This is a genomic window from Mesorhizobium kowhaii, from assembly GCF_042431665.1.
Classification (GTDB): Bacteria; Pseudomonadota; Alphaproteobacteria; order Rhizobiales; family Rhizobiaceae; genus Mesorhizobium; species Mesorhizobium kowhaii.
Map to the genome: position 1 here is coordinate 1 of NZ_JBHLYT010000185.1, position 24,894 is coordinate 24,894.

General features: G+C 59.9%; 26 protein-coding genes and 6 pseudogenes. 27 read left to right on the forward strand and 5 right to left on the reverse strand.

All coding sequences use genetic code 11. The features are described from left to right. From ACFFNA_RS39040 to ACFFNA_RS39085, 10 genes are all read left to right on the forward strand, one after another. On the forward strand, window positions 1–183 hold a 183-nt coding region (locus tag ACFFNA_RS39040), incomplete at its 5' end, for a hypothetical protein (RefSeq protein ID WP_378925597.1). Between the two features lie 912 nt (window positions 184–1,095). Further along, complete coding sequence (gene nifH, locus ACFFNA_RS39045) at window positions 1,096–1,989, forward strand: nitrogenase iron protein (protein WP_095090555.1); 894 nt, start codon at window positions 1,096–1,098, stop codon at window positions 1,987–1,989. 101 nt (window positions 1,990–2,090) lie between these two features. Further along, a complete protein-coding gene (nifD, locus tag ACFFNA_RS39050) occupies window positions 2,091–3,593 on the forward strand; it encodes a nitrogenase molybdenum-iron protein alpha chain (RefSeq protein ID WP_378925599.1) in 1,503 nt (500 codons plus the stop codon). A gap of 132 nt (window positions 3,594–3,725) precedes the next feature. Next, on the forward strand, window positions 3,726–5,267 hold the full coding sequence (nifK, locus tag ACFFNA_RS39055; protein ID WP_378925601.1) for a nitrogenase molybdenum-iron protein subunit beta: 1,542 nt from the start codon (window positions 3,726–3,728) through the stop codon (window positions 5,265–5,267). Between the two features lie 63 nt (window positions 5,268–5,330). Further along, entirely contained in the window at window positions 5,331–6,821 is a 1,491-nt protein-coding gene (gene nifE, locus ACFFNA_RS39060) for a nitrogenase iron-molybdenum cofactor biosynthesis protein NifE (RefSeq protein ID WP_378925602.1), read from the forward strand. Window positions 6,822–6,830: 9 nt separating this feature from the next. After that, the gene (nifN, locus tag ACFFNA_RS39065) at window positions 6,831–8,213 is read left to right on the forward strand and encodes a nitrogenase iron-molybdenum cofactor biosynthesis protein NifN (RefSeq protein WP_378925604.1); all 1,383 of its coding nucleotides are present in this window, start codon (window positions 6,831–6,833) and stop codon (window positions 8,211–8,213) included. After that, window positions 8,179–8,676, forward strand: a complete 498-nt coding sequence (gene nifX / locus ACFFNA_RS39070) for a nitrogen fixation protein NifX (RefSeq protein ID WP_378925605.1) — start codon at window positions 8,179–8,181, stop codon at window positions 8,674–8,676. The genes nifN and nifX overlap by 35 nt, the downstream gene beginning before the upstream one ends. Window positions 8,677–8,692: 16 nt before the next feature. Beyond that, window positions 8,693–9,172: a NifX-associated nitrogen fixation protein gene (locus tag ACFFNA_RS39075; RefSeq protein WP_378925607.1), complete on the forward strand. Its 480-nt coding sequence runs from the start codon at window positions 8,693–8,695 to the stop codon at window positions 9,170–9,172. 27 nt (window positions 9,173–9,199) lie between these two features. After that, window positions 9,200–9,985: a response regulator transcription factor gene (locus ACFFNA_RS39080; protein WP_378925609.1), complete on the forward strand. Its 786-nt coding sequence runs from the start codon at window positions 9,200–9,202 to the stop codon at window positions 9,983–9,985. 102 nt (window positions 9,986–10,087) lie between these two features. Then, window positions 10,088–10,975, forward strand: coding sequence for a universal stress protein (locus tag ACFFNA_RS39085; RefSeq protein ID WP_378925611.1), 888 nt, complete (start codon window positions 10,088–10,090; stop codon window positions 10,973–10,975). 683 nt (window positions 10,976–11,658) lie between these two features. Here ACFFNA_RS39085 and ACFFNA_RS39090 read toward each other — a convergent pair. Beyond that, entirely contained in the window at window positions 11,659–11,931 is a 273-nt protein-coding gene (locus ACFFNA_RS39090) for a hypothetical protein (protein ID WP_378925613.1), read from the reverse strand. Window positions 11,932–12,307: 376 nt separating this feature from the next. Between ACFFNA_RS39090 and ACFFNA_RS39095 the strand changes: the two are divergent. From ACFFNA_RS39095 to ACFFNA_RS39120, 6 genes and pseudogenes are all read left to right on the forward strand, one after another. After that, a pseudogene (locus ACFFNA_RS39095) lies at window positions 12,308–13,475 on the forward strand (TlpA disulfide reductase family protein). Window positions 13,476–13,803: 328 nt separating this feature from the next. Next, window positions 13,804–13,995 carry a hypothetical protein gene (locus ACFFNA_RS39100; RefSeq protein ID WP_378925615.1) on the forward strand — a complete coding sequence of 64 codons (192 nt, stop codon included), beginning with the start codon at window positions 13,804–13,806 and terminating at the stop codon, window positions 13,993–13,995. A 35-nt stretch (window positions 13,996–14,030) separates the two neighbouring features. Further along, a complete protein-coding gene (locus ACFFNA_RS39105; RefSeq protein ID WP_378925617.1) occupies window positions 14,031–14,312 on the forward strand; it encodes a DUF269 domain-containing protein in 282 nt (93 codons plus the stop codon). A gap of 36 nt (window positions 14,313–14,348) precedes the next feature. Next, a complete protein-coding gene (locus ACFFNA_RS39110) occupies window positions 14,349–14,480 on the forward strand; it encodes a hypothetical protein (RefSeq protein ID WP_378925618.1) in 132 nt (43 codons plus the stop codon). Beyond that, a complete protein-coding gene (fdxB, locus tag ACFFNA_RS39115; protein WP_378925620.1) occupies window positions 14,477–14,791 on the forward strand; it encodes a ferredoxin III, nif-specific in 315 nt (104 codons plus the stop codon). Before ACFFNA_RS39110 ends, fdxB begins: the two co-directional genes overlap by 4 nt. Before the next feature lie 63 nt (window positions 14,792–14,854). Further along, window positions 14,855–15,130, forward strand: a complete 276-nt coding sequence (locus tag ACFFNA_RS39120) for an exopolysaccharide production repressor protein (RefSeq protein WP_378925642.1) — start codon at window positions 14,855–14,857, stop codon at window positions 15,128–15,130. On the opposite strand, the gene ACFFNA_RS39125 is transcribed toward ACFFNA_RS39120, so the two are convergent. Together ACFFNA_RS39125 and ACFFNA_RS39130 are read right to left on the reverse strand one after the other, a co-directional pair. Then, the gene (locus ACFFNA_RS39125) at window positions 15,080–15,340 is read right to left on the reverse strand and encodes a 7-cyano-7-deazaguanine synthase (protein WP_378925644.1); all 261 of its coding nucleotides are present in this window, start codon (window positions 15,338–15,340) and stop codon (window positions 15,080–15,082) included. The genes ACFFNA_RS39120 and ACFFNA_RS39125 overlap by 51 nt on opposite strands. Beyond that, entirely contained in the window at window positions 15,232–15,480 is a 249-nt protein-coding gene (locus tag ACFFNA_RS39130) for a 7-cyano-7-deazaguanine synthase (RefSeq protein WP_378925622.1), read from the reverse strand. The genes ACFFNA_RS39125 and ACFFNA_RS39130 overlap by 109 nt, the downstream gene beginning before the upstream one ends. A 333-nt stretch (window positions 15,481–15,813) precedes the next feature. Between ACFFNA_RS39130 and ectB the strand changes: the two genes are divergently transcribed. From ectB to ACFFNA_RS39185, 11 genes and pseudogenes are all read left to right on the forward strand, one after another. Further along, entirely contained in the window at window positions 15,814–17,073 is a 1,260-nt protein-coding gene (gene ectB / locus ACFFNA_RS39135) for a diaminobutyrate--2-oxoglutarate transaminase (RefSeq protein WP_378925624.1), read from the forward strand. After that, the gene (locus tag ACFFNA_RS39140) at window positions 17,063–17,905 is read left to right on the forward strand and encodes a 2OG-Fe(II)-dependent halogenase WelO5 family protein (protein ID WP_378925626.1); all 843 of its coding nucleotides are present in this window, start codon (window positions 17,063–17,065) and stop codon (window positions 17,903–17,905) included. The genes ectB and ACFFNA_RS39140 overlap by 11 nt, the downstream gene beginning before the upstream one ends. An 80-nt stretch (window positions 17,906–17,985) precedes the next feature. Continuing rightward, window positions 17,986–18,876 (forward strand): annotated as a pseudogene (locus tag ACFFNA_RS39145) (transposase). Window positions 18,877–19,194: 318 nt separating this feature from the next. Next, entirely contained in the window at window positions 19,195–19,986 is a 792-nt protein-coding gene (locus tag ACFFNA_RS39150) for a helix-turn-helix transcriptional regulator (protein ID WP_378925627.1), read from the forward strand. Between the two features lie 195 nt (window positions 19,987–20,181). Beyond that, a pseudogene (locus ACFFNA_RS39155) lies at window positions 20,182–21,035 on the forward strand (site-specific integrase). Between the two features lie 10 nt (window positions 21,036–21,045). Continuing rightward, window positions 21,046–21,240 (forward strand): annotated as a pseudogene (locus tag ACFFNA_RS39160) (transposase zinc-binding domain-containing protein); the annotation flags it as partial. A gap of 145 nt (window positions 21,241–21,385) precedes the next feature. Next, window positions 21,386–22,345 carry a tyrosine-type recombinase/integrase gene (locus ACFFNA_RS39165; protein WP_378925630.1) on the forward strand — a complete coding sequence of 320 codons (960 nt, stop codon included), beginning with the start codon at window positions 21,386–21,388 and terminating at the stop codon, window positions 22,343–22,345. Beyond that, window positions 22,336–22,617 carry a tyrosine-type recombinase/integrase gene (locus ACFFNA_RS39170; protein ID WP_378925632.1) on the forward strand — a complete coding sequence of 94 codons (282 nt, stop codon included), beginning with the start codon at window positions 22,336–22,338 and terminating at the stop codon, window positions 22,615–22,617. Before ACFFNA_RS39165 ends, ACFFNA_RS39170 begins: the two co-directional genes overlap by 10 nt. After that, complete coding sequence (locus ACFFNA_RS39175; protein ID WP_378925634.1) at window positions 22,617–23,315, forward strand: tyrosine-type recombinase/integrase; 699 nt, start codon at window positions 22,617–22,619, stop codon at window positions 23,313–23,315. The genes ACFFNA_RS39170 and ACFFNA_RS39175 overlap by 1 nt, the downstream gene beginning before the upstream one ends. A 70-nt stretch (window positions 23,316–23,385) precedes the next feature. Next, the gene (locus ACFFNA_RS39180) at window positions 23,386–23,520 is read left to right on the forward strand and encodes a hypothetical protein (protein ID WP_378925636.1); all 135 of its coding nucleotides are present in this window, start codon (window positions 23,386–23,388) and stop codon (window positions 23,518–23,520) included. Beyond that, window positions 23,517–24,479 carry a tyrosine-type recombinase/integrase gene (locus ACFFNA_RS39185; RefSeq protein ID WP_378925637.1) on the forward strand — a complete coding sequence of 321 codons (963 nt, stop codon included), beginning with the start codon at window positions 23,517–23,519 and terminating at the stop codon, window positions 24,477–24,479. The genes ACFFNA_RS39180 and ACFFNA_RS39185 overlap by 4 nt, the downstream gene beginning before the upstream one ends. 107 nt (window positions 24,480–24,586) lie before the next feature. On the opposite strand, the pseudogene ACFFNA_RS39190 reads toward ACFFNA_RS39185, so the two are convergent. Together ACFFNA_RS39190 and ACFFNA_RS39195 are read right to left on the reverse strand one after the other, a co-directional pair. Further along, a pseudogene (locus tag ACFFNA_RS39190) lies at window positions 24,587–24,784 on the reverse strand (transposase zinc-binding domain-containing protein); the annotation flags it as partial. A gap of 10 nt (window positions 24,785–24,794) precedes the next feature. Next, window positions 24,795–24,894: pseudogene (locus ACFFNA_RS39195) on the reverse strand (integrase); the annotation flags it as partial.

A 24,894-nucleotide genomic window follows, 5' to 3' on the forward strand; every position in this document is an offset into this window, starting at 1 on the left:
CAGGCCTTCAAGCGAATCATTCGGCGGCAGAGTCACGCAAAGGGTGAATCACAAACCCGCCCCCCTGCAAACCCCACCTCCGCCCGGAAATCTGCCCCGGTTACTCCGACAGAATCACAACCCGCTGAAATCACTCACTTCTTTTTGGAGCAGACACTGACAATCCTGACCACAGACAAGTAGCGTCGTCACTTATGGAGTTGGCGGGCTCGTTCTCGTCTATAGCGAGCCCGCCGCAATCGTTGCGGTTCTCTGCGCTTTCACAACAAATCTATTTCCCAATGACGGCAGCGGAGGCGGCGGAAGTCTATCCGCCATCGGTCAGATCATCGCGACTGTCGGCACCGTATCGGCGGTAGGCGTAGCCTTCTATTTCCATTTTAGAACCCGCCGCGGGTGACCTATCGCAGTCAAGATCTGTGAAACCGGTACGGCAGCGTTTTCCTCTTGGCGCCCACATGATTTGAGGGTTCAGACCGCTCATTGAGATCGGCGCGCCAAGGATGGCAGGTTACCCGTTTTAGGCGAGGATGTGGTTTTGATGTTGGTAGCTGACAAAGTGAGCAGATACGACATAGCTCCATCCAGTCCTCGCCGAAGGCATGCTCGACCTTCTGTCGCCGCGCCGGCACGACGTCGGGCATGCCGTTGGACATCGTAAAATTAACAGAGGGCTGACGAATTTGTACGATGAAGCGTGCATATACAGAGGATGGCCCCAATCCGCTTATCGCCGCTACCGTTCCCCGCCTCCTCGCCCTGGCCACAGCGTCAGATTGCTCACCTCGCTGCTGCCTGAATTCGCGACCCATTGTCATCAATATGCCCGACGCGCGACAATTTACGATCTCGTCTTTTTTACGCCATCTGCCACCTTCTGTCGCCTTTGTCGGGTCCACGACACAGGCGTGTTTGGCCAATCTGTTGTTTTGTCCTTAGGCTAAATAGCTGAAAAGAAAACACGAAATTCTTCTTCGACCCTATCAGGCAAGTTGGCACGAGTCTTGAAACCTTGAGTACGAGGCGGCGAGAGCTGCCGACCGGCATTCATGTCGCGGGCAGTCGCGATGGGTGAAAAGAAGGAAGGAACGCTACATGTCAGGTCTGCGTCAGATCGCATTCTACGGCAAAGGGGGGATCGGCAAATCCACCACCTCCCAGAATACACTCGCCGCACTTGTCGACCTCGGGCAGAAGATCCTTATCGTCGGCTGTGACCCCAAAGCCGACTCCACCCGCCTGATCCTGAACGCAAAGGCGCAGGATACGGTCCTACATCTCGCGGCGCAGGAAGGCTCGGTGGAAGACCTCGAACTCGAGGATGTGCTCAAGGTCGGCTACAAAGGCATCAAGTGCGTGGAGTCCGGCGGCCCCGAGCCGGGTGTCGGCTGTGCCGGCCGCGGCGTCATCACCTCGATCAACTTCCTTGAGGAGAACGGCGCCTATGACGGTATGGACTATGTATCCTACGACGTGCTCGGCGATGTCGTGTGCGGCGGCTTCGCGATGCCGATCCGTGAGAACAAGGCGCAGGAAATCTACATCGTCATGTCCGGCGAGATGATGGCGCTTTATGCCGCCAACAACATCGCCAAGGGCATCCTGAAATATGCCCATTCGGGCGGCGTGCGGCTCGGCGGCCTGATCTGCAACGAACGCCAAACCGACCGCGAGCTCGACCTTGCCGAAGCACTGGCCGCCAGGCTCAATTCCAAGCTCATCCATTTTGTGCCGCGCGACAACATCGTTCAGCACGCTGAGCTCAGGAAGATGTCAGTCATCCAGTATGCGCCGAACTCCAAGCAGGCGGGGGAATACCGCGCGCTGGCCGAGAAGATTCATGGCAATTCCGGCCAGGGCACCGTCCCGACCCCGATCACCATGGAGGAGCTTGAGGACATGCTGCTCGACTTCGGCATCATGAAGACCGACGAGCAAATGCTTGCCGAGCTTCAGGCCAAGGAAACCGTCAAGGCGGTCGCCCAATAACCGCTCCTGCCGCCGCGAGGCGCGGACCTGGAACTGGCGCGCCTTTTCAAAGAACGGCGCCTCCTCAATGAGGCGTCACCCGAACCATTAAAAGGGATCCCATGAGCCTGGAATACGAGAATGACGGCGCTCTCCATGCGAAGCTTGTCGAGGAGGTGCTGTCGCAATATCCCGACAAGGCGGGCAAGCGCCGCAAAAAGCACCTTAGCGTTGCTAAGAGCGGAGAAGAGGCTGGCGGGGAAGGCGAGGTCGTCTCCGAATGCGACGTCAAGTCGAACATCAAGTCCATTCCGGGCGTGATGACGATTCGCGGCTGCGCCTATGCCGGCTCTAAAGGCGTGGTGTGGGGTCCAGTCAAGGATATGGTCCATATCTCGCACGGACCGGTCGGCTGCGGGCAATACTCCTGGTCGCAGCGCCGCAACTACTATGTCGGTACGACGGGCATCGACACGTTCGGGACAATGCAGTTCACCTCCGACTTCCAGGAGAAGGACATTGTTTTCGGCGGCGACAAGAAGCTGGAACAGATCATCGACGAGATCGAGGAACTGTTTCCCCTCAACAACGGCATGACCGTGCAATCGGAATGCCCGATCGGCCTGATTGGCGACGACACCGAAGCTGTGTCCCGCAACAAGGCCAAGCAGCTCGAAAAGACGATCGTGCCGGTACGCTGCGAGGGCTTCCGCGGCGTCTCGCAATCGCTTGGCCACCACATAGCCAACGATTCGATCCGCGATTGGGTCTTCGAGAAGAAGGAAGTCGAATTCGAAGGCGGTCCTTATGACGTCAACGTCATAGGCGACTACAATATCGGTGGCGACGCCTGGGCCTCTCGCATCCTGCTTGAGGAGATAGGGCTGCGCGTGGTCGGCAACTGGTCGGGCGATGCTACGCTCGCCGAAATCGAGCGCGCGCCGAAGGCCAAGCTCAATCTCATCCATTGCTACCGGTCGATGAACTACATCTGCCGGCACATGGAGGAAAAATACGGCATCCCCTGGATGGAATACAATTTCTTCGGCCCCTCTCAGATCGAATCCTCTCTGCGCAAGATAGCCAAGAATTTTGGGCCTGAAATCGAGGAGAAGACCGAGAAGGTCATCGCCAAGTACAGGCCGCTTGTCGATGCGGTCATTGCCAAGTACCGGCCGCGCCTCGAAGGCAATACCGTCATGCTCTATGTCGGCGGCCTGCGACCCCGTCACGTCATCACGGCCTACGAAGATCTCGGCATGGTGATCGTCGGCACGGGCTATGAGTTCGCCCACAATGACGACTATCAGCGCACCAGCCATTACGTGAAGAACGGCACGCTGATCTATGACGACGTGACCGGTTACGAGCTGGAGAAGTTCATCGAGGGGGTTCGCCCTAATCTGGTCGGCTCGGGCATCAAGGAAAAGTACCCGGTGCAGAAGATGGGCATACCGTTCCGGCAAATGCACTCGTGGGATTATTCAGGACCATATCACGGCTATGACGGCTTTGCCATTTTCGCCCGCGACGTGGATCTTGCCATCAACAACCCGGTCTGGGACCTATTCCAGGCCCCCTGGAAAAAGAGCCCGAGCCGTGGGGAAGCGTTGGCTGCCGAATAACCACCTGTGCTCAGCTTGGTCTCCCCAAGGGAGACGATGAACGCCTGCGCCCGCGATCCGCGGGAGACCTGAAACGCTCGACGTCCCTGAGCCGCCATATGGCGAGGCCAGATGAAAAAGAGGTAACCACCAATGCCGCAGTCGGCTGAAAAAATTCTCGACCACGCTCCTCTGTTCCGCGAGCCGGAATATAGGCAGATGCTCGCCGAGAAGAAGCTGAATTTCGAATGTCCGCACCCCGATCAGATCGTCACCGATCAATGTGAATTCACCAAGACCTGGGAATACCGCGAAAGGAATCTCGCGCGCGAAGCGCTTGTGGTGAACCCCGCCAAGGCCTGCCAGCCGCTCGGCGCGGTGTTCGCGGCCGCGGGCTTCGAGCGAACGATGTCCTTCGTCCATGGCAGCCAGGGCTGCGTGGCCTACTACCGCTCGCACTTGTCGCGCCATTTCAAGGAGCCTGCTTCGGCGGTTTCCTCCTCGATGACGGAAGATGCGGCGGTTTTCGGCGGCCTGAAGAACATGGTCGATGGGCTAGCCAACACCTACCAACTCTATGACCCGAAGATGATCGCCGTCTCCACGACCTGTATGGCCGAGGTCATTGGCGACGACCTGCACAGCTTCATCGAGAATGCCAAGGACGAAAACTCCGTCCCGCGCGATTTCGACGTGCCCTTTGCCCACACGCCGGCTTTCGTCGGCAGCCATGTCGATGGCTATGACGGCATGGTCAAGGGCATTCTGGAGCACTTCTGGAAAGGCCAGGAGCGCAGTCAAGTCAAGGGAACCATCAACATCATCCCGGGCTTCGACGGCTTCTGCGTCGGCAACAACCGTGAACTCAAGCGCCTGCTCGATCTGATGGGCGTGTCCTACACCTTTATCCAGGACGCCTCTGACCAGTTCGACACGCCGTCGGACGGCGAATACCGCATGTACGACGGCGGCACGAAGATTGAAGACGTGAAGAAGGCACTTAACGCCGAGGCGACAGTTTCGCTACAGCGTTACAACACCCGAAAAACGCTCGAGTATTGCGAGGAAGTCGGGCAGGCGACGACCCAGTTCCATTATCCGCTCGGCGTCCAGGCGAGCGACGAATTGCTGATGAAGGTCTCGGCGATTTCCGGCAAGGAGATCCCCGAGACAATCCGCCTGGAACGCGGCCGACTGGTGGATGCCATGGCGGACAGCCAGTCCTGGCTGCACGGCAAGAAATACGCGATCTACGGCGATCCGGATTTCGTCTACGCCATGGCCCGCTTCGTCATGGAAACCGGCGGCGAGCCGACACATTGCCTCGCCACCAACGGCACATCGGCATGGAAAGCCGAGTTGAAGGAACTGCTTGGTTCCTCACCGTACGGCAAGGATGCTCAAGTGTGGGAAGGCAAGGACCTGTGGGCGATGCGCTCACTGCTCTTCACCGAGCCGGTGGACCTGCTGATCGGCAATTCCCATGGCAAGTATCTGGAGCGCGATACAGGCACGCCGCTGATCCGGCTGACGTTTCCGATCTTCGACCGGCACCATCACCATCGCTTTGCGCTCATGGGCTACCAGGGCGGACTACGCGTGCTGACGGCGATCCTCGACAAGATCTTCGACAAGCTCGATCGCGAGACGAGCCAGACGGGCGTGACGGACTATTCCTATGACCTCACCCGCTGAGCGCCGCGACCGGCTTTTCGTCGAAGCCGGCCACCTTCCACGGGCCTTTTGGAGACCGATCAAATGTCCTCGCTCAGCGCCAAGATTCAGGATGTCTTCAACGAGCCCGCCTGCGACAAGAACCGTGGCAAGGATGCCAAGGCGCGCAAACAGGGCTGCGCAAAGCCGCTGACGCCGGGAGCGGCAGCCGGCGGCTGCGCCTTCGATGGCGCCAAGATCGTGCTGCAGCCGATCACCGACGTTGCGCACCTAGTCCATGGGCCGCTCGCATGCGAGGGCAATTCCTGGGACAACCGCGGCTCGGCTTCGTCCGGGCCAACGCTGTGGCGCACTAGCTTCACCACCGATCTCGCCGCCCTCGACATCGTGATGGGGCAGGGCGAGCGTAAACTTTTCAAAGCGATCCGCGAGATCAAGCAGGCACATGCGCCGCCAGCAATCTTCGTCTACTCGACTTGCGTAACGGCGCTGATCGGCGACGACATCGAGGCCGTCTGCAAGCGCGCGGGGGAAAAATTCGGCTTGGCCGTGGTGCCGGTCAATGCGCCGGGCCTGGCCGGGTCGAAGAACCTCGGCAACAAGCTCGCCGGCGAGGCTTTGCTCGAACACGTCATCGGCACCGTGGAACCCGACGACGCCGGGCCCCACGACATCAACATCCTTGGCGAATTCAACCTATCGGGTGAGTTCTGGCTGGTGAAGCCGCTGCTTGATCGGCTTGGCATCCGGGTGCGCGCCTGCATTCCGGGGGACGCGCGATACATCGACGTTGCGTCGGCTCACCGCGCCCGGGCGGCTATGATGGTGTGCTCGACCGCACTTATCAACCTAGCCCGCAAGATGGAGGAGCGCTGGGACATCCCGTTCTTCGAGGGCTCCTTCTACGGCATCACCGATACCTCCGAAGCACTTCGCAACATTGCTGAACTGCTGGTGAGGAAAGGCGCCGATCGACAGATCCTCGATCGCACAGAGACGCTGATTGCACAGGAGGAGGCGATTGCGTGGAAGAAGCTCGAGGCTTACCGGCCGCGGCTGCAAGGCAAGCGCGTGTTGCTCAACACAGGTGGTGTCAAGTCATGGTCAGTCGTCCACGCGCTGACGGAGATCGGCATCGAGATCGTCGGCACTTCGGTAAAAAAATCCACGCTCGAAGACAAGGAGCGCATCAAACAGATCCTCAAGGACGACAACCACATGTTCGAGCAGATGCCAGCGCGCGACCTTTACGCCATGCTCTCAGAACAGAAGGCCGATATCATGCTTTCGGGCGGGCGCACGCAATTCATTGCGCTCAAGGCCAAGACGCCCTGGCTCGATATCAACCAGGAGCGCCAGCATGCTTATGCCGGCTATGACGGCATGGTGGAACTCGTACGCCAGATCGACCTCGCCATTCATAACCCGATATGGCACCAGGTGCGCGAACCGGCCCCGTGGGATTGCCAGGCTGATGTGAAGGACGAACTGCCGGGTACCAGGAGCGAGGCCGCGACCTTGCACGCTGCCGAAGAATTCGCCGGCCCGACGGCCGGCGATTTCGGCGAGTGTTGAGGAAAGCCGATGTCCCGCGTCCTTTCCCAGACCAAATCAGCCGCGGTCAATCCGCTGAAGTCGTCACAGCCGCTGGGTGCCGCCTTGGCCTTTCTTGGGGTCGAAGGCGCGATGCCGCTGTTCCACGGCAGCCAGGGCTGCACCAGCTTCGCGCTCGTGCTCTTGGTACGGCATTTCAAGGAAGCCATCCCGCTGCAGACCACCGCGATGGACGAGGTGACGACGATCCTCGGCGGGGCGGACAATCTTGAAGAGGCGATCCTCAACATCAAGGCTCGCACGAAGCCGAAGCTGATCGGGGTCTGCACGACGGCGCTGGTCGAAACCCGTGGCGAAGATACAGCAGGAGACGTCGCCGACATCAGGCTGAAACGCGCGCAAGACCTCCCAGGCACCGAGATCGTGCTGGCCAATACGCCGGATTTCGAAGGCGCAATCGAGGAGGGCTGGGCCAAGGCAGTCAGCGCGATGATCGAACGGCTTACACGCCCTGGCGAGCAGGTGCGGCAGTCGAAGAAGATCGCGATCCTCCCCGGCTGGAACCTCACCGTGGCTGACATCGAGCATTTGCGTGACATGATTGAAAACTTCGGACTCGAGCCGGTGATCCTGCCGGACGTCTCCGGCTCGCTCGACGGCACCGTGCCTGAGCGCTGGGTCACGACCACCTATGGCGGCACCAGCGTGGAGGGTATCCGCGAACTTGGCACGGCCCAGTACTGCATCGCCATCGGCGAGCACATGCGTCGCTCGGCGGAGGTGCTGCGGAAGGTGACGGGCGTCCCTTACGTGCTGTTTCAGTCGCTGACCGGATTGAAGAGCACCGACCGGTTCGTCTCGCTCTTGTCCGCGATCTCGGGTGAACCTGTGCCGGCAGGTGTGCGCCGCCGCCGGGCACAATTGCAGGATGCGTTGCTCGACGGACATTTCCATTTCGGAGGCAAGAAAATTGCGATCGCAGCTGAACCAGACCAACTCTACCAACTCGCAACTTTCTTCATCGGCATGGGCTGCGAAATCGCCGCGGCGGTCACCACGACCGATATGTCGAAAATTCTGGAAAAAGTACCGGCGCAGTCGGTTCAGATCGGTGATCTCGGCGATTTGGAAACTCTTGGCGCCAATGCCGATCTCCTCGTCACCCATTCGCACGGACGCCAGGCGGCAGAGCGCCTCGGCGTCCCGCTCATGCGCGTCGGCTTCCCCGTCTTCGACCGGCTCGGCAGCCAGCACAAGCCCACAATCCTCTATCAGGGCACCCGCGACCTGGTTTTCGAGGTTGCCAACATTTTCCAGGCTAATCGGCAGGCGCCGACGCGTGAGGAACTCTATCCACCCGGTAAGCGAGAAACGCCAGATGGGCCCCGTCCGCCGCCTCTCACTCGTCCCTGACGAAGTCCACGGTCCCGTGCGTGAGCGACCAGCAGGTGCATTGCGCGTGGCAATCGCTACGCAAGACATGAAGGATCTCAATGCGCATTTCGGGTCCGCCAGGCGCTTTGCCGTCTACGACGTGACGCGCGAGGAATGGAGTCTCGTGGAAGCCGTGGCCTTCGACGACGTTTCCGACCAGAGCGGGAAGCATCTGGCCGAGGGCGATGATCGTATCACGCCGAAGGTGGAGGCCTTGAAGGGATGTCATCTCCTGTTTTGCCTGGCGATCGGCGGGCCTTCGGCAGCGAAGCTTGTTTCGGCGAAAATCCATCCGATCAAGGTGCCTCAGCCGGAAAGCATTCAGGAGGTGCTGTTGCGCACGCAGATAATGCTCAGGACGTGTCCTCCCCCCTGGCTGCGCAAGGTGCTGGCGGAGGCAGGCGCCACCAACAAGAAGCCGTCCTTCGAGGACGAGGACTGAGATGAGGAGAAGCGAAATGTCTGATGCCGCGGTTGGCCCTGCGATCGCCGACGACGAGGCAGCCCTTGCCACCCCATTCGTCAAATGCCTTGTGCGGCTGATCCGTGCGCAGGATTCCTACGGGTCATGGGAAGGCAAACCGGATGCCGAGCTGCTGGGAGACTTTATCCTCACCAAGGAACAGCGCCGTGCGATCCCAATCGTCGACGATCCGGATCCGGACGTGCTGTGGAGGCTCGATAAGTTCTACGCCGCCGTCGGGCTTGCGATCGAGGAACGCTCCGGGCTGATGGCATCTCCGGTGATGGAGATGAGTCATGAAGGCTTTGGGCGCGTCATTTTCACGGCCGGGCGGCTGGTCGTTCTGTCGAAGACCCTGCGCGACGTCCACCGGTTCGGCTTCGAGACGCTGTGGAAGCTCGCAGCGGCCGGCACGAAACTGGCCGGCGATGCGATCGCAACGATCGAGGCCTATCCCGAGGTGGCACGGGCGTGAGGAAACCGGTTGTCGAGCAGGGGGTTCATGTCAGGTCTTGAGCAGCCGCGATGGCCAGCCCACGCAGCCGACGCGGTCCAGGCTGATGCGGTTGTTGGGGTAGCGCTGATGAAGCCACTCGTCCTGATCTGTTCGCAAGATGCCGAGTTCTATCTGTTCCTCAGCCACATATTGGAGGTGGATGGATTTACCAGTGAGCCGGCAGGCGGCGCGAAGGAAGCACTTGCAAGGGCCGACGAACGGGAATTCCAGGCCGTGGTGCTGGACTGCGGGCCAGCGAGCATAACCGGGTCCGCAATCTGCGCCCGGCTCAAGCGGGAGCCTCGGACCGGCAGCCTGCCCATTATTGCCCTGATTGCCCCCGGGGCCGAAAACCAGCACCTCGATCTCCTGAAGGCAGGCATTGACGAGAGCTTTGTGCGGCCGATCGCCCCAGCCAAGCTGCTCGACTGTCTACGCGCGAAGCTGGCGTTGACGAAGCGGGGTTCGAACGGGTTTGAAAACGGCGGTTGGCTCTCCTGTGGCAAGCTTGAGATGAAGCTCGACGCCCACCGGGTTCGTGGCAATGGCCACGAGATCCATCTCGGGCCGATCGAGTTCAACCTGCTGCGGCTTTTGCTTGAGGCACCCGGCAAGGTCTTCACTCGGGACGAACTGATCGGCGCGGCCTGGCCGGCCAACATCCATGTCGGTGTACGCACCGTCGATGTCCATATGAGCCGGCTCAGAAAGGCGCTGAAGGAGGCCTCGCCTGGCATCGCCATCCGTACCGTCAGATCGGCCGGCTACTCACTCGAGGAGCTGGACGGCTGAATGGATAACGGCTGCTGCCATTCCCCCATCTCCATCGTGCTTAGGGCAAGTTTCGCGGCTTTGAAACGCGCCTAAAGGACATGTTCAGAAAGAAGCAGTCAAATGGCTTTCAGAAGCGTACTCAATGTGACGGGGTCAGACCATGGCGATCAGGACGTCAGAATAGCTGCCACCTTGTGTGCCGAAGTTGGTGCGTATCTTTCGGTTCTGGTGATGTCGCCTCCGCCGCTCGTTATGGCGTCTCCGCTGCTCGGCGATGGCATCCCCGAGTGGCCTAGACAACGCGCAGTGGCTATCGCCAGGCTCGAAAACCGGTATAGGCAAATCGAGAGATTCTCGCAGGACATGGCCACACTGGAAAAAACAGCCAGGGAAATTCAGACGCTGCTAAGAGCAATGTGGCTTTGCTTTGACGTCGATACCGACTACTGCGATCAGGCCAGCGTCGGTGACGCGGTGCGACAGCGGGCGCTCTGCGCCGACCTCACGATCGTCGGACCCGCACTTCTCAACGATGATCATCTTGGACCTTCTGTCGTCAACGGCAGCTTGTTCGATACGGGAAAGCCGGTGCTTGTTGTGCCGAAGGGCGCTGAGGCGACACTGTCGCCACGGCGCGTGGTGGTCTGCTGGGATTCGCGAGTCGAGGCGTCCCGTGCGGTTCGGGAAGCGCTGGATATCTTGTCCCGTGCTGAGGAAGTTCGTGTCACACTCGTCGATCCGGAGCCAACCTGCAACGCAAACGGCGCGGAGCCCGGAGCCGACATTGCAGCCTATCTCACCCGGCACGGTGCTCGGGTGGCGGTCGACCGGCTGCCGAGCGCCGGCAAACCGGCGGCCACGGTGCTCGCGCAGCACGCGATCGACACATCTGCCGACATGATCGTCATGGGCGCTTACGGAAGCCGCCGGCTGCGCGAGCGGCTCTTTGGCGGCGTTACGAGATGGATCGTTGGGAAGCCGGCCTTGCCGCTGTTTCTGGCTCGCTGACCGGATTCGGAAAAGCACCGAGGCTGTTCGAGGCTCAACGCCCCTGGGTCATCTGTCGCAATGGCGTTTCGGAGAATGGTCGCGGCAAACGCGCAAATTTCGTCAAGCTCCTCGCAGGCGCCGTCGCCGCAAACTCCTGGACGTCTCCAGCGCGCTCTTGGGGGTTCTGCTCGCCCGAGATGATCCGTAACGCAGACGCATTGGCAGAGGTATAGGGCGCTGCTCAACGCAGGCAAACCCTGGTTTCGCAGGTCTGCGTCAGGTCTAGAAACAGTGTTGTTTCAGCGCGGCGGCGCGAGTTCGGACCATCGCGGCATAGCATGGCGCTATCACGCTCTCTCCCTCACCGCTGCTGAGAGCTGACCAAGACAATTGCCCGTGCCGTGGCCGATGCCCGCAACTCGAGTCGGGCCGGTCGTGCTCGTGCCGGCGTCGGCGGGTAACGATAGCTCGATCATTGTCATCGCCTGGGATGATAGCCGGGCTAGCGGCGAGAACGGCGGCATCTGCGGCGTTTCAGCCGGTTCGGCTCGAACCGTATGGCGCCCGAGGGGTCCTGGCTGGTCAATCCGACAACGCTACACCGCATCAGGCGGTCCCTGCAGCGGCTGAGCGCACGGGACATAGAAGATAACGACAAAAGCGGAACCACGGAGAGTTCATCGGTCGGCACAAGCCGGCGCTCATCTTGGCCATTTGTCACGGTCGTCATCATCAATCTGACGACGGCGGTATTCGCCACCCGCAGCTGGGCCGGCTTGGTCGTGAAGACCTTTAATGTCGCCCGCCAAGTATACAATCGCAAGGCGCCAGAGGGGCGCGCAGGCGATGCTCGGATGCTGCCAGCTGCAATCGCAAATGGCGAGATCCGAACCGCCTGAGGGACCGGAACCAGGTGACGTGAAGCGGACGATGATGACGAGCCTGGTTGCAGCCAACGCCGTCAGGACGTCCATCTGCTTGTCCCTCACGCCCGAATATATCGCATACAGGTTGTGTCGTCCGTGGCCCACGCATCTGAGGCAGCGCGAAGTGTGTGATGCGTGTACCAAACCCAACAGCGGCACAAACATGTCCGGTTCAATACAAGCGGCCATCCAGGGCATGGAGATTTTCAAAGGGCAATCATGCGATTACTGCGCGCTGAGCGCGCTGGCATGGCTTTTGCGACGGCCATTGCGAATTGAGATTTGCAACGCTGAGTGAGGGCTGACTGCGCGCAGACGCGCGAGACGAGCGATGCTTTCCTTGAACCCCGTGTGCCCGCTCTAACGGGGAAACAAGCTCGCGCACAAAGTCGCGCAACCTTCGGCAATAGCTTTGGAGAACATCATGGTATTGCGGATGGAGTCCCCGGCTCCTTCGATCAAAGCGGAGACTTGGCTGCGTGGCGATCCGCTGACGACCTTCCAGCCCGGCAAAGTCTACATCGTCGAATTTTGGGCAACCTGGTGCGGACCATGCGTGACGGCGATGCCCCATCTGGTGCAGCTGCAGGAGAAATACAAGGACAGCGGACTTGAGGTCGTCGGAGTCGCGGCGAGTGAACGCGATCCAACCGCCGTTGAGACCCGAACCAAGTTGGACGCGTGGCTAACCGAAAATTGCTCGAATCTGAACTATCGGATCGCGTTCGATCAAACAGGCGAAATGAAAAAGCTTTGGATGGAACCCAGTCTGTCAGTCGGGATTCCGACCTCGTTCGTGGTCGACCGAGACGGCCACATGGCCTTCATTGGTCATCCGACGAAACTCGATGACGTCTTGCCGAAAGTGTTTAACCGCAGCTGGCGCACCAGCGATGAAGCGAAAACCGCCGATACGGAGCGGATCGCCAGCAACGAAGCCAAAGCGCGCGAACAAGCGTTGAAGAAGCCGATCAATGATAGATTTCGCGCGGCTGTTGCGAAAGAGGATTGGAAGACGGCACTCGCGGCGATTCAAGAGGGCATCGCCTTGATGCCGGACAACCTCAATTTCCGCCTGGCTCATACGCATCTGGTGCTTCACAGAATGCACGACATGCAGGCCGGGTTGCCGGTCATGCGCCAATTGGTTCGCGACGCGATCGACAGAAACTCCGAAGTTTGGATGCTTGTGGCGCTAGACCAACTCTTCTATCCGGCGGATGACCATTCGCACTTTCCGTCTGCTGAGCGCTTCGCGATGGGCAAACAGCTGTCCGAACAAATCCTGGCATTGAATCCCCCGCAAGGCGACGGCCTTAAGTTCCGGCCTTATCCGGCGGTTGCTCGGTACTATCATGAGAGCGGCAACAAAGATCGCGCGATCGAGTTGGTCGAGCTGGCGCTGAAGTCGTTGGACGGTCCGGAGCCCATCTCGGACGAGCTGAAACAGCACCTTCTAGCCCATTTGCTGCAGGACCTGGCCAACTACAAGGGGGAAGGTTTGCCACGGCGCTCTCTGTGCGGCACCGCAAGACGATTTCCCAAAGGTGCCAAAGCGCCGCCCGCGGAGGAGAAAACATAAAAACGGGTGAGGGTCGGAATGTGTACTGGCCAATTCGTCCATTTCCCCGGCGCGGCCGCAGCAAGTCGTTTCCATGCAGCACAGTGTGGATCGCTTGCAGCGGATTCGAGGCTCGAATCTTGCGATGACCTCCGGCCGCATTGCTGCGGACGTGATGCTCGACGCGAATTCGCGTGCAAGCCCCCGCAGTCGAGGACCTGTTCAAGGTCGGCCACGGGACATCCATCGCGTGGAATCGGCCGCCCTCAGCCGGGCGTCGGCCGCGCAAGTATGGCCGAAGCAGACGGCCGCGAAAAAAGAAATCGTCCCTCGAGGAAGAGGACTGAAATGAGGAGAAAATGAAAATGTCTGACGCCGCGGTTCGCCCTGCCGTCAACGAGGACGAGGCGGCCCTTGCCACCCCGTTCGTCAGGTGCCCCGTGCGGCGGATCCGTGCTCAGGAGTGCTACGGCTCATGGGGCAAATCGGACGCCACGCTGCTGGCCGACTTCATCGTCACCAGAAAACAGCGCCGCGCGATCCCACCATAGGGGATCCCGCTCCGGACGTGCTGTGGGGGCTGGACATGTTTTACACCGCCGTGGGGCGTGCGGTCGAGGAGCGCTCGGGCCCGATGACATCGCCAATGATGGACCCCATGAGGCATCGGTCGCGTGCTTTTTGTGGCTGGGCGGTTGGTGGTTTCTGTCGAAACGTCCACCGGTTCGGCTTCGAGACGTTCCGGAAATTGGCGGAGGCCGGTACGAAGCTGGTCGACGATGCGACCCAGCCGTTGAAACCGACGTGGCATGAGCATCATCAAACCGATTTTCGAGGACGCCGATCATGTCAGATCCTGAGGAGCTGAAGAAGAACGTCCGCAAGCTGCAGTTGCGCGCGGAAATTGCACGACCTTGTCGAGGACCTTCCGGTCAACTGGAACCGAGATCAAGGCGGTCGCCGAGAAAACGGTCGCCGTTTTGCCGAGTTGGACGCTGCCAAGAGACAGCTCGCTGCGTCGGAGAATTGCCGATGATCGCTTTCGTCACCCGCGACGACTCCGAATGGATGCCGCACTATCTGACCGCCGTCGACGGCACCACCTGCATCGGCTGCGGCCGCTGTGTCAAGGTCTGCTCACGCGACGTCGTACACCTTTACGGCGTCGATGACGCGGGTGAAATCCTCGGCCCCTGCGACGATGGAGACGACGACTTCGATGGCGAGCTCAATCGCATGATCATGGTCGTCGACCATCCCGGCCGCTGTATTGGCTGCGGAGCTTGCGCCCGCGTTTGCCCGAAGAACTGCCAGACGCATGTTGCGGCCGACAAGATCGCTGCATGATCTGGCAGACAAACCAGGAGAATGACGGTGCCCTTTAGAATCTTCTGTCGCGTCTTGTTGCTGATGCTCTGCAGCATCGCTCTGACCGTTTACTTCGCCTCGCATTCCATCCGTCAGGCAGTCGTCACGACGCTGGCCTGTTCACTGCTGCTTCAGATAGGCTATTTCGGTAGCGTGCTCTTTCTGGTCTGGCGGCCCTCGCGACGTGGGCAAAGGACTGAGCATTTCGGCAGTTGCAAGGCCGTTGGGTGCCAGCCGCCAGACTACGATGGAATGAGCAATGACGCTTCAGAAATGCCTCAGCTTCGCGATAGCAGGTGTGGTTTCCTTCGTAAATGAGCTTTCCTTGCCAACCCGTCGCACTGCCAACGACCAGGTCCGCGCTTTGTCCATCCCCATGAGCGGCTTGTGAATGTCGAGACGCGCGCCCAGTCCAAGGTTCAGCGCAAGTTGCATCGCCCAAATGTAGTATCCCGACAGTCCCGGGTAACCCGAATGATCCGTCTCGGCAGACGCCGGTGACGACGTACTTCGTGCCCTTCCGGCAATACGACGTCCGCGAAGTCGAGGAACAGCAGGTTGCGGCCAGGCACAAAGGTATTTGGTTGGCTGCTCGCTTTCGTCGCTATCTCGTCGTCCCGCGTAAGGGCGATATCGCTGACTTGGCCGAGCGCGGCCATATCAATCATAAGTCCCCACGTAATCGGTCATGCCAGGCAGCAAAGTCTTTTCGAATGCCCTCGAGAGGTGCGGTCGATCCGATGCCGCTGCCCATGGTCGAAGACAATGGTTATTTCGGACTTCGCTGACCGGCAGGGCGCTTCGTGGGCGTGGGCGAGAGCGTCAACTACCAGATGCTGCAGTATCGGTGCTTGCCCGAGAACTCTAGAAACGATTTTGGCTCAGCGCATCGACCCAGAGGAATCGCAGAGCAAGGTGACGACGCTGGAGATTGAGAAGTACCAAACGCATTTTAATCGCTCTCGCGTCAAACGCGACGCCTACGTCCAAGGGGCCCTAGAATGAATACCGACGCTTTCACCGCTCATGAATCTAATGTTCGTCGCTACGGGCGGTCGTTTCCTACAGTCTTTACGAAAGCGCTTGGGGCGACAATCTGGGATGAAGCAGGGAAACCTCATATTGATTTCCTTGTAGGCTCTGGCGCACTCAACTACGGACACAACAACCCGACTATTATGGCACCAGCAATTGAATATCTCGTCGGCGAAAATATTATTCTGTCGCTTGATATGTATACAGCGGCAAAGCGTGACTTCATTGAAGTGTTTGTCGATTCGATCCTGAAGCCCAGAGGCCTTTCTTACAAAATACAGTTTCCTGGGCCGACCGGCACAAACGCCAACGAAGCAGCGCTGGCACTGGCCCGAAAATATACCGGTCGCTCGAGCGTCATGGCCTTCACAAATGCCTTCCACGGCATGTCGCTCGGCTCTCTGGCGGTATCGGGCTCGGCGTCAACAAGGGAGCTAGGCGGCGTTGCCCGTCACGATGTGATCCGTGTCCCCTACGATAGCTATCCGAACCAAACTTTCGATTCCGCGGGTTACATTGACAGCGTGTTGGGCGACCCAGGCAGCGGGATAGAAAAGCCGGCCGCAATCATTCTGGAGACCATCCAAGCTGAAGGCGGCATGAACACCGCATCCGTAGCTTGGCTTTCAGAAATTCAGCGCATTTGCCGTAAGCACGGCGTTGTTTTGATTGTCGACGACATTCAGGCAGGAGCAGGACGAACGGGCGATTTCTTCTCATTCGAGTTCGCGAAACTCGAGCCCGACATCGTGTGCCTGTCGAAGTCCCTAAGCGGTTCGGGTAGCCCGTTGTCCATTGTTCTGATTCGCCCCGACATGGACATATGGAATCCGGGCGAACATAGCGGGACCTTCAGAGGCAATAATCTTGCTTTCGTGACGGCCGGGGCCATGTGCAAAATGTGGTCCGACAGGCAGTTTACTTCAGGCGTTGAGCGGACAGCCGTCAACGTGCAAAAACACCTTGATCGTCTTGTTGCGAAATTTCCAACCTGCATCGAGGAAAAGCGTGGCCGCGGTCTGATGGCTGGCCTCAAGTTCCGTTCCCAGGCTTTTGTGGGTCGTGTGCACAATCTCGCGTTCGCAAACGGCCTGCTGATTGAATCTTCAGGGCCAAATCGCGACGTCATCAAAGTCCTCCCGCCGATAACCATCACTGACGAAGAACTCGATCATGGCATCGCCATCCTCGATCACGCACTACAGGAGCAAGTCAATGGAGACTAACCAGCTATCTCAGGCGCCAGCCATCTCGCCTCTTGTTATCAAAGAACGAAACGGCTCGATCGACATTGCGGAGGTCATCGCAGTCCTGAAAGGTGAGGTCACTGCTCTACACATTAGGCAAGCGTTCAGTACCGGAGTAGCAGAGGAGATCACCGCGAACTTTAATCGCAATCCGGGTCTGAAGGAGCGCAAAGATGGCGTTCCCGGACAGTATGTCGGCGCATCTCACTACAGGAAGGATGCAGCCACCTATTTTGCAGAGGCAAAAAATGCACGCCCATTCGTCGACGCCCTTTTTGGCAATTTGGTTGATCCGGTCCGCGGTTTGTTCGACGCGTTGAAGCGTGAGCTTCACGACCAGGGCATTGAATTGCGGCTGGCCCGCTCGGACGACGGTCAAGCTAATATTTGTCGCGCTCTTAGCTGGTCTGGCGGGGGCGCGTATGCCTTGGAACCTCACGACGACGTGGCTCAAGTCCTCTGCGTCGGGAACGATTACGAGCTTCCTGCCGTGGCGCACAACACCGTCGCAGCCCTCAACTTCTATCCCAGCATGCCCGAGGACGGTGGCAATCTGCGGCTCTGGAGCCATAAGCCGACAGTCTCCGACCGCAAGTCGCAGGGTGTTCAGACCACGGGCTATCCCTATTCCGCCGCTTATCTCGAGGCCGTTCCTTATCGCGACCTCCAGCTCAGGGCAGGGGATATCGGCCTGATCGACGGCGGATTCGTGCACGGGGTCACACGACAATCAGGCAACGGAAACCGTCGCCTGCTGCTGAACAACTTTTTCGGGTTTGCGCGACCGGATCTTGTTCTCTGGTGGACCTGAAGTTAGGTTGAGCTTTGGTGCAGGGATCGTTCATCGGAATGAGATAAGCGGCTTGATCGAAACAGCGCGGCTTCCCCATTATGCCTTTCAAACACAATTCCTCCCGCCGTCATCACATTGGCAAGATGAAGTTCAAGGTTACGAACTGGGCGGAATATGAGGCTGGCCTTCGCAGTCGGGGAAGCCTGCGTTATGGGTGACCGATGAAGCGCTGTCGGCGTGGCAAGCGCCAAAGCGGACGACGCGTGGCGGGCAGCCACGCTATTCGGACCTGGGCAATCGAAACTGCCCTGACGCTGGGAATGGTGTTCGGCCTGCTGCTGCGTCAGACGGAAGGCTTTCTGACCTCGATGCTGCGACTGATGGGATTGGATCTCACCGTTCCCGATCATACGACCCTGAGCCGTCGAGCAAACAAATGGCGATCGCCGAACAGGCGGCAAGGTGATGGAATCCCCGGAAAGGGACCCGTCCATGTCCTCATCGACAGCACCGGGTTGGAAATCTATGGCGCGGGCCAGACTGATCAGAATGTCGGCGACGCCTCGCAGGTGGAGACGCTGCTCGACCAGATCGACGGCCCTATCGGTCAGCTCACCGCAGACGGCGCCTATGACGGCGAGCCGGTTTACGACGCTGTCGCCAGGCACAGCAACGATGCTGCGGTGGTCGTTCCGCCACGCGCCAGTGCAGTGGAGCGATCGGACAACGATCCCTCCAGCCAGCGAGACCAACATATCGCGGCGATCAACGCCGTTGGCCGGATGAAATGGCAGGCCGCTGCCGGCTACGGCAAGCGCTCATTGGTCGAGACTGCGATCGGTCGCTATAAATCGATCATCGGACACCGACTGAAAGCCCGTTCATTCGGCGCACAGCAGGCGGAAGTCGCTATCGGCTGCACCGTCCTCAATCGAATGCTGGCATGTGCTCGCCCGAAAACCGTCCCGTTCAGGGCAGCTACCGCATAGCCCAGACATCAAAGACGCGAATCCCTTCACACCTCGGTCCCTGACACCAAAGCTGTCTACTCCAGGATTCATTTCTATATGTTTTCGCTTGCTTAAAGCTAACGAAGCATAACTTTAAGTCAAAATAACTCTACCAACGGCAAAGAGGTGCTAGAGCTTTGACGCCGGCCTGCCAAGGACGGCGCGCAGAGCCGTAGCCTTACGGCGGGCGGCCTTGTGCGCCAGTGAGAATATCCGGCGCAAAATGGCTGCGGAGCAGCGACTATGGAACGCCCGCCGACAAGTAGTGTCTCTCGGCCTCGAGGACTGGCACCCAGAATGTCCGACCGATCTTCTTTGGTTCCATCGATGCATTTCCCAAATGCAGTCAGAGAGGTGATTGCAGCGGCGTTTGGCCGGTTTCTCGACCAGACCGATGCCGTTGGTCAATCTGAGCAGTTGTTCAACCTGCTATCCGCTTTTGCTCTGAATTTTGATTGCCCTTGGATCGCATATGGCACTCTTACGCCTGACCAAAAATCCTATAGCCCATCCGGGCGCGATCCAGCGATCATTCTGAACTATCCTGATGGATGGCAGGAACGCTACCTCGAAATGGGCTATGATAGAATAGACCCCATCATCAAGACGAGTCGACAGCGGACAGGCGCCTTTCGATGGAGCGATTTGTACAACGACGCAAACACCTCTGAAGACGAACGGCACGTTTTCGATGAGGCTGCGTCATTTGGCTTGAGGTCGGGCATCAGTGTTCCATTGCACGGGCCCCAAGGCGGCTTTGCGATCATGAGCTTTGCCCAATCCAGCGATCATGGATTCCATGATAGAGCAATAGCATATTTAGAACTTGCCGCACTTCATTTTCATCTTAGAGTAATTCAGCTTGCGAATTTGAGTGATTTCGAAGCTATCCCAGAGCTCTCGAAAAGAGAGATAGAGTGCATACTATGGACGGCGAGAGGGAAATCATCATGGGAAATAGGATGTATTCTTGGTATATCAGTAAACACTGTAAATTTCCATATAAAAAACGTAATGCAAAAATTTGATACTGGAAGCAGAACAGCCGCCGCTATAAAAGCCGTAAATTTCGGAATCATCGGGCTGTAGAAGCGGTTGACAGCACCGAACTTCATCGGGCGACGATTAGAGCGGGATGAGATTTATAGGTGGGATTCCCAAATCATCGCGGTTCTGATTGAACTAAACCGCTGCCGCGGTAGCTGATGCGCGGGTCTGGCCTGAGAAGGCCCCTGTCTGAGAAGATTTGGTGTCGAGCCAACCTTCCAGACAGGAGAACCCCAGATGGCCCAGATAAGCCCTCTGCGTCAGCGGATGATTGAAGATCTGACGATCCGCAATTTGTCACCGGAGACCCAGCGATCCTACGTGCATCACGTGGCGAAGTTCAGTCGATTTTTTGGACGATCACCCGATCAACTGGGATACGAAGAGGTGCGCGCCTATCAGGCCCACTTGGTCCGAAGGGTCTCGTGGGGCGCGTTGAACCAGACCGTTTGCGCCTTGCGTTTCTTCTACGGCGTGACGCTGGGTCGATCTGATCTGCCTGAGCGGATCGCTTACGCCCGGACGCCGCGCAAGTTGCCGGTCGTGCTGAGCGCCGATGAGGTGGTCTGCTTTCTGCAGGCCGTGAAGGGGACGAGGAACCGGGTCGCTCTGATGACCACCTATGCGGTGGGCTTACGCGCCGCGGAGGCGGCGCGTCTGCAGGTGACGGACATCGATAGCAGCCGGATGATCATTCGCATCGAGCAGGGCAAGGGCGGCAAGGACCGCTATGTGATGCTGTCGCCGCAGTTGCTGGAGATTTTGCGCGTCTATTGGCGGTTGACCAAGCCGGGGCGATGGCTGTTTCCTCGGCGCGATGGCCGCGGCCCGATCCACCCACAGACCTTGGGGATCGCCTGTCGAGCAGCCAGTTCCTGGGCGTTGAGAAGCGGGTGACGGTGCACACCCTTCGCCACAGCTTCGCCACCCACCTTTTGGAAGCCGGCACGGACATAAGGATCATTCAGGTGCTGCTGGGCCATCGCAGCCTGGCGACGACGACACTATACGCCCAGGTCTCAACGGCTGTGATCGGCCGGACCGCCAGTCCTTTTGACCAACTCCACATGGCGATCACGCCGCCCGGCTGAGCCGCGCGCCATGCGCCCGGATCTGGAAGTGGCGGATGTATTCCACCGTCACGGGGCTGATTATCGCCGCGACCATGCCGGCCATCTCGGGCGTGTCGAGCGCCGGGTCATGGCCGCGGTGGAGGCGTGCCGGACCGCGGCCCTGGGCGGTCACGCCGAACACTGCACCAACTGCGGTCTCGTGCGGCAAGCTTATAACTCCTGTCTTATGGGCAGATCCAGTAATGGGAGCTGGCGGTCGCGGTGTCAGTATTTTCCTGTGAATCGTTGATTTCTCACTCTCCATAACATGACGCCGATGCTGCCCCGTCTGCTCGGCCACTGATGGCCGATCACAAGCGGGGACGAACATGTTGGAGACCTACTTCTCTGCGTCGAAGATGCTGGGGCATCTGCGCAGCGGGCCGTGCAGGCCATATCTAGATGGCTTCGCCGCAGCGCTCGAACGGCAGGGCTACGGCCCCGAGACGGCCGTACGCTATCTGCGGGCAGCAGCTCATGTCGGCCACGTCATGGCAGAGCGCGATGCAAGCGTGAGCGACATCGATTTGGCGGCGTTCGAACAGCATCTGCGAACGTGCCGATGTCCGCGCGCCACGGGAGGCCGCCGCAACCATCACACCATCTACGGCGCAAGGCTCTTCCGTCGGCACCTCGAAGAAATAGGCGTGTGCAAGCCCGCGGTCGCGGCGATGCGGCCTGCCGAACCGCAATTGGTCGTCGGCTTCAAAGCATGGCTCAGCGAACATCGCGGGGCATCCGATGCGACCATCAGGCTCTACGCGCGCGATGCAGCCAGCATTATGGCAGCACTTGGAACGCACCCGACGCGTTGGAGCCCCACCGATATCCGCGGCTACTTCATGAAGCGCGCGAGCACATGCGGGCGCGGCACCATCGAGAAGATGACGACGAGCCTCCGGGCATTCTTGCGCTACCTCGCCGTTCAAGAGCACTGCCGGGCCGGTCTCGACGATGCCGTTCCGGCCTACGCCCATTGGCAGCTTGCCGAGATGCCGCGATATTTGTCGGGCGAACAGGTCAGCCGGTTGATTGCTGCCTGCGATGGTGACGCCGGCGCGCACCGGCGGGATCGCGCCATCGTACTGCTGTTGGCTCGCCTCGGCCTGCGGGCCGGCGACGTGGCACAGCTCCGTCTCATCGATATCGAGTGGCAGGCGGGTTCGCTGCGGGTCACGGGCAAGTCGCGCTATGAGGTTCGCTTGCCGCTGCCCCAGGACGTCGGGATGCGATCGCTGCCTATCTCGAATGCCGACCGTCGTCCTGTCGAAGCGATCGCGTGTTCCTGAGCACGATCGCGCCCAGCCGCCCGTTCCGGAACGGCGACGGCGTCTCTTCGGTGGTCAGGCGCATTATGAAGCGGGCTGGCGTCGTGACGCCCGTCAAGGGTGCGCACGCCCTGCGGCATACCGCGGCGACCGAGATGCTGCGTCATGGCGTACCGCTCGACAAGATCGGCCTAGTCCTCCGGCATCGTGGCATCGACACGACGGCCCACTACGCCAAAGCCGATGTCACGCTTCTGAAGCTGGTGGCGCAGCCGTGGCCGGAGGCACTCTGATGTTGAACACCATCGAGACCTATCTCGCACTGCGCCGTGCCACGGGCTTTGCGATGTCGAATGCGGAGTACCTGCTCAAGAGCTTCGCCGCCTTCTCGGTCGAGCGCGGGCACGCGTATGTCCAAACGCAAACAGCCATCGATTGGGCCGCGCTCGGACCGTCCGTTGCGCAACGCGATGCTCGACTGAAGGCCGTCTGCCGCGCACGCCATATCCGCGTCGAAGATGTCCGGCACGAGTTGCCCCCGGCCAATCACTTCGGCGCCCGCAAAAGGCGTCGACCGCCGCACATCTACTCGGGCACGGAGATCGGTCGCCTGATCGAAGCCGCCGGCCGGCTTCGACCTCAAGGAGGCCTGCGCTCGCTGACGTATGCGACCTTGATCGCCCTGCTCGCGGCCACGGGGCTGCGCATCTCCGAAGCACTCAAGCTGACGTTCGCGGACATAACGAGCGACGGTCTGCTGATCCGCGAGACCAAGTTCCGCAAGACCCGTCTGGTGCCGTTGCACGATACGACGTCGGCAGGCTTGCAACGCTACCTGAAGCGCCGCGGACCTGGCTCGGGAGATGACCCCGTGTTCGCCGATACGCATGGCCGGCCACTGCGCTACATCGCAGTCAAAGAGACTTTCGACAAGGCTGGTCGGCAAAGTTGGCATCCGGCCAACGTCGGCGCGGCGCCCTCGGCTGCATGATCTGCGGCACACGCTCGCGGTGCGGGCGCTACAAGGCAGTCCGACGGGCCGAAACCGGTGCGGTGCGCATATGGTCGCGCTCGCGACGTACATGGGTCACGTCAACATCTACGCCACCTACTGGTACCTGGAGGCAACCGCCGACCTCGTGCGCGACATCGCCGTGGCCGGAGAAGCGTTCATGTCAGAAGGGAGGCGAGCATGACACCGGTCGCTCCCCTCATCGAAGCGTTCCTGCGCGAAACACTCGTCCATCAGCGGGGCGCCAGCCGACACACGTGCGATTCTTATGCCCAGAGCTTCCAACTCCTGTTCGAGTTCGCCGCTGCGAGGCTCAAGAGTAAACCATCCAAGCTGATGTTGGAGCAGATCGACTCCGGTTTGGTCAGCGCCTTCCTCGAGCATCTCGAGGATAAGCGCAAGAACGCCGCCGTGACGCGAAACGTTCGTTTAGCGGCCATCAAGTCGTTCTTCCGCTTCCTCGAATACCGGCAACCGGCAGCCCTCGATCAAGTTCGCCGCGTGCTGGCGATTCCGTTCAAGAAGACGGACACGCGTCTCGTTCCCTATCTACTGCGCGAAGAGCTGCAAGCGCTGCTCGATGCCCCGGACCCGACAACGCGCGACGGCATCCGCGACCGAGCCATGCTGCATATGGCCGTGTGTGCAGGATTGCGCGTCTCCGAACTGACGGGTCTGAAGATCGACGATATCGACATGTCGTCGATGAGCATACGCGTTGTCGGCAAGGGGCGGCGAGAACGAGCACTGCCGCTGTGGAAGCCGGCAGCCACGGCACTGCGCGCCTGGCTCGCCATTCGCGGAAAGGTCGCGACACCCGAAGTGTTCGTCAGCGCGCGTAGTGAAGCTTTGAGCCGATGGGGCTTCGCCTATCTGCTCAAGCAGCACGCCGCGGTTGCTGCTCGCCAGCAGCCCGGCCTCGCCAAGAAGCGCGTCTCGCCTCATGTGCTCAGGCACACCTGCGCGATGATCATCCTGCAGGCGACGCAAGACATCCGGAAAGTATCGCTGTGGCTGGGCCATGCCACGCTGACGACCACCGAGGTCTACACACGCGGCGATCCAACCGAAAGCTCGAAGCCATGGAAGCGATCGTGCCACCGCATCTGCGGCGCGGCACCTTCCAGCCGACCGACAAGCTGATGGCACTGTTCAAGAGCGCTTCGTAATGGTGAGCCGGGCCGGCGGCGAAATGCGTGAAAGAACGATCAGGTCGCCGCCAGCTCCCCATTACTGGATCTGCCCATAAGGCAGCTGTTGAAGGCGATGCGCTGGTGGCCGCATTGATCGCACTGCTCGATATGCCCGCCGAGCGCGGCGGTGCGGCAGAGTTCGATCGCCGTCATGACGCGACGCTGCGCGGTGCTGAGCGACGCGTCATGCTGCACGCGATAGGCTTCGCCGTAGCGGCGGAAGATATCCGCCACCTCCGGCCCCGAGCGGGCCATCGGCTTGAGCTCAGAAGTACTGAGGCTTGGCCGGTGGCAGCGGGGTGGGGGCCGGACGCGGCAAGAGCTCGAACGGGCTCGACGTGGCGCAGACCTTGTTGGTGGCAATC

What these genes read in the sequence shown, in the direction of transcription:
- fdxB (WP_378925620.1), top strand. Translation starts at nt 14,477, where the DNA reads ATGATCGCTTTCGTCACCCGCGACGACTCCGAATGGATGCCGCACTAT.
- nifE (WP_378925602.1), top strand. Translation starts at nt 5,331, where the DNA reads ATGTCCTCGCTCAGCGCCAAGATTCAGGATGTCTTCAACGAGCCCGCC.
- ectB (WP_378925624.1), top strand. Translation starts at nt 15,814, where the DNA reads ATGAATACCGACGCTTTCACCGCTCATGAATCTAATGTTCGTCGCTAC.
- nifK (WP_378925601.1), top strand. Translation starts at nt 3,726, where the DNA reads ATGCCGCAGTCGGCTGAAAAAATTCTCGACCACGCTCCTCTGTTCCGC.
- ACFFNA_RS39085 (WP_378925611.1), top strand. Translation starts at nt 10,088, where the DNA reads ATGGCTTTCAGAAGCGTACTCAATGTGACGGGGTCAGACCATGGCGAT.
- ACFFNA_RS39075 (WP_378925607.1), top strand. Translation starts at nt 8,693, where the DNA reads ATGTCTGATGCCGCGGTTGGCCCTGCGATCGCCGACGACGAGGCAGCC.
- ACFFNA_RS39175 (WP_378925634.1), top strand. Translation starts at nt 22,617, where the DNA reads ATGTTGAACACCATCGAGACCTATCTCGCACTGCGCCGTGCCACGGGC.
- ACFFNA_RS39140 (WP_378925626.1), top strand. Translation starts at nt 17,063, where the DNA reads ATGGAGACTAACCAGCTATCTCAGGCGCCAGCCATCTCGCCTCTTGTT.
- ACFFNA_RS39150 (WP_378925627.1), top strand. Translation starts at nt 19,195, where the DNA reads ATGTCCGACCGATCTTCTTTGGTTCCATCGATGCATTTCCCAAATGCA.
- ACFFNA_RS39100 (WP_378925615.1), top strand. Translation starts at nt 13,804, where the DNA reads ATGAAAATGTCTGACGCCGCGGTTCGCCCTGCCGTCAACGAGGACGAG.
- ACFFNA_RS39090 (WP_378925613.1), bottom strand. Translation starts at nt 11,931, where the DNA reads ATGGACGTCCTGACGGCGTTGGCTGCAACCAGGCTCGTCATCATCGTC.
- nifH (WP_095090555.1), top strand. Translation starts at nt 1,096, where the DNA reads ATGTCAGGTCTGCGTCAGATCGCATTCTACGGCAAAGGGGGGATCGGC.
- ACFFNA_RS39165 (WP_378925630.1), top strand. Translation starts at nt 21,386, where the DNA reads ATGTTGGAGACCTACTTCTCTGCGTCGAAGATGCTGGGGCATCTGCGC.
- nifN (WP_378925604.1), top strand. Translation starts at nt 6,831, where the DNA reads ATGTCCCGCGTCCTTTCCCAGACCAAATCAGCCGCGGTCAATCCGCTG.
- ACFFNA_RS39185 (WP_378925637.1), top strand. Translation starts at nt 23,517, where the DNA reads ATGACACCGGTCGCTCCCCTCATCGAAGCGTTCCTGCGCGAAACACTC.
- ACFFNA_RS39105 (WP_378925617.1), top strand. Translation starts at nt 14,031, where the DNA reads ATGTTTTACACCGCCGTGGGGCGTGCGGTCGAGGAGCGCTCGGGCCCG.
- nifD (WP_378925599.1), top strand. Translation starts at nt 2,091, where the DNA reads ATGAGCCTGGAATACGAGAATGACGGCGCTCTCCATGCGAAGCTTGTC.
- ACFFNA_RS39120 (WP_378925642.1), top strand. Translation starts at nt 14,855, where the DNA reads ATGCTCTGCAGCATCGCTCTGACCGTTTACTTCGCCTCGCATTCCATC.
- ACFFNA_RS39080 (WP_378925609.1), top strand. Translation starts at nt 9,200, where the DNA reads ATGTCAGGTCTTGAGCAGCCGCGATGGCCAGCCCACGCAGCCGACGCG.
- nifX (WP_378925605.1), top strand. Translation starts at nt 8,179, where the DNA reads ATGGGCCCCGTCCGCCGCCTCTCACTCGTCCCTGACGAAGTCCACGGT.
- ACFFNA_RS39180 (WP_378925636.1), top strand. Translation starts at nt 23,386, where the DNA reads ATGGTCGCGCTCGCGACGTACATGGGTCACGTCAACATCTACGCCACC.
- ACFFNA_RS39130 (WP_378925622.1), bottom strand. Translation starts at nt 15,480, where the DNA reads ATGATTGATATGGCCGCGCTCGGCCAAGTCAGCGATATCGCCCTTACG.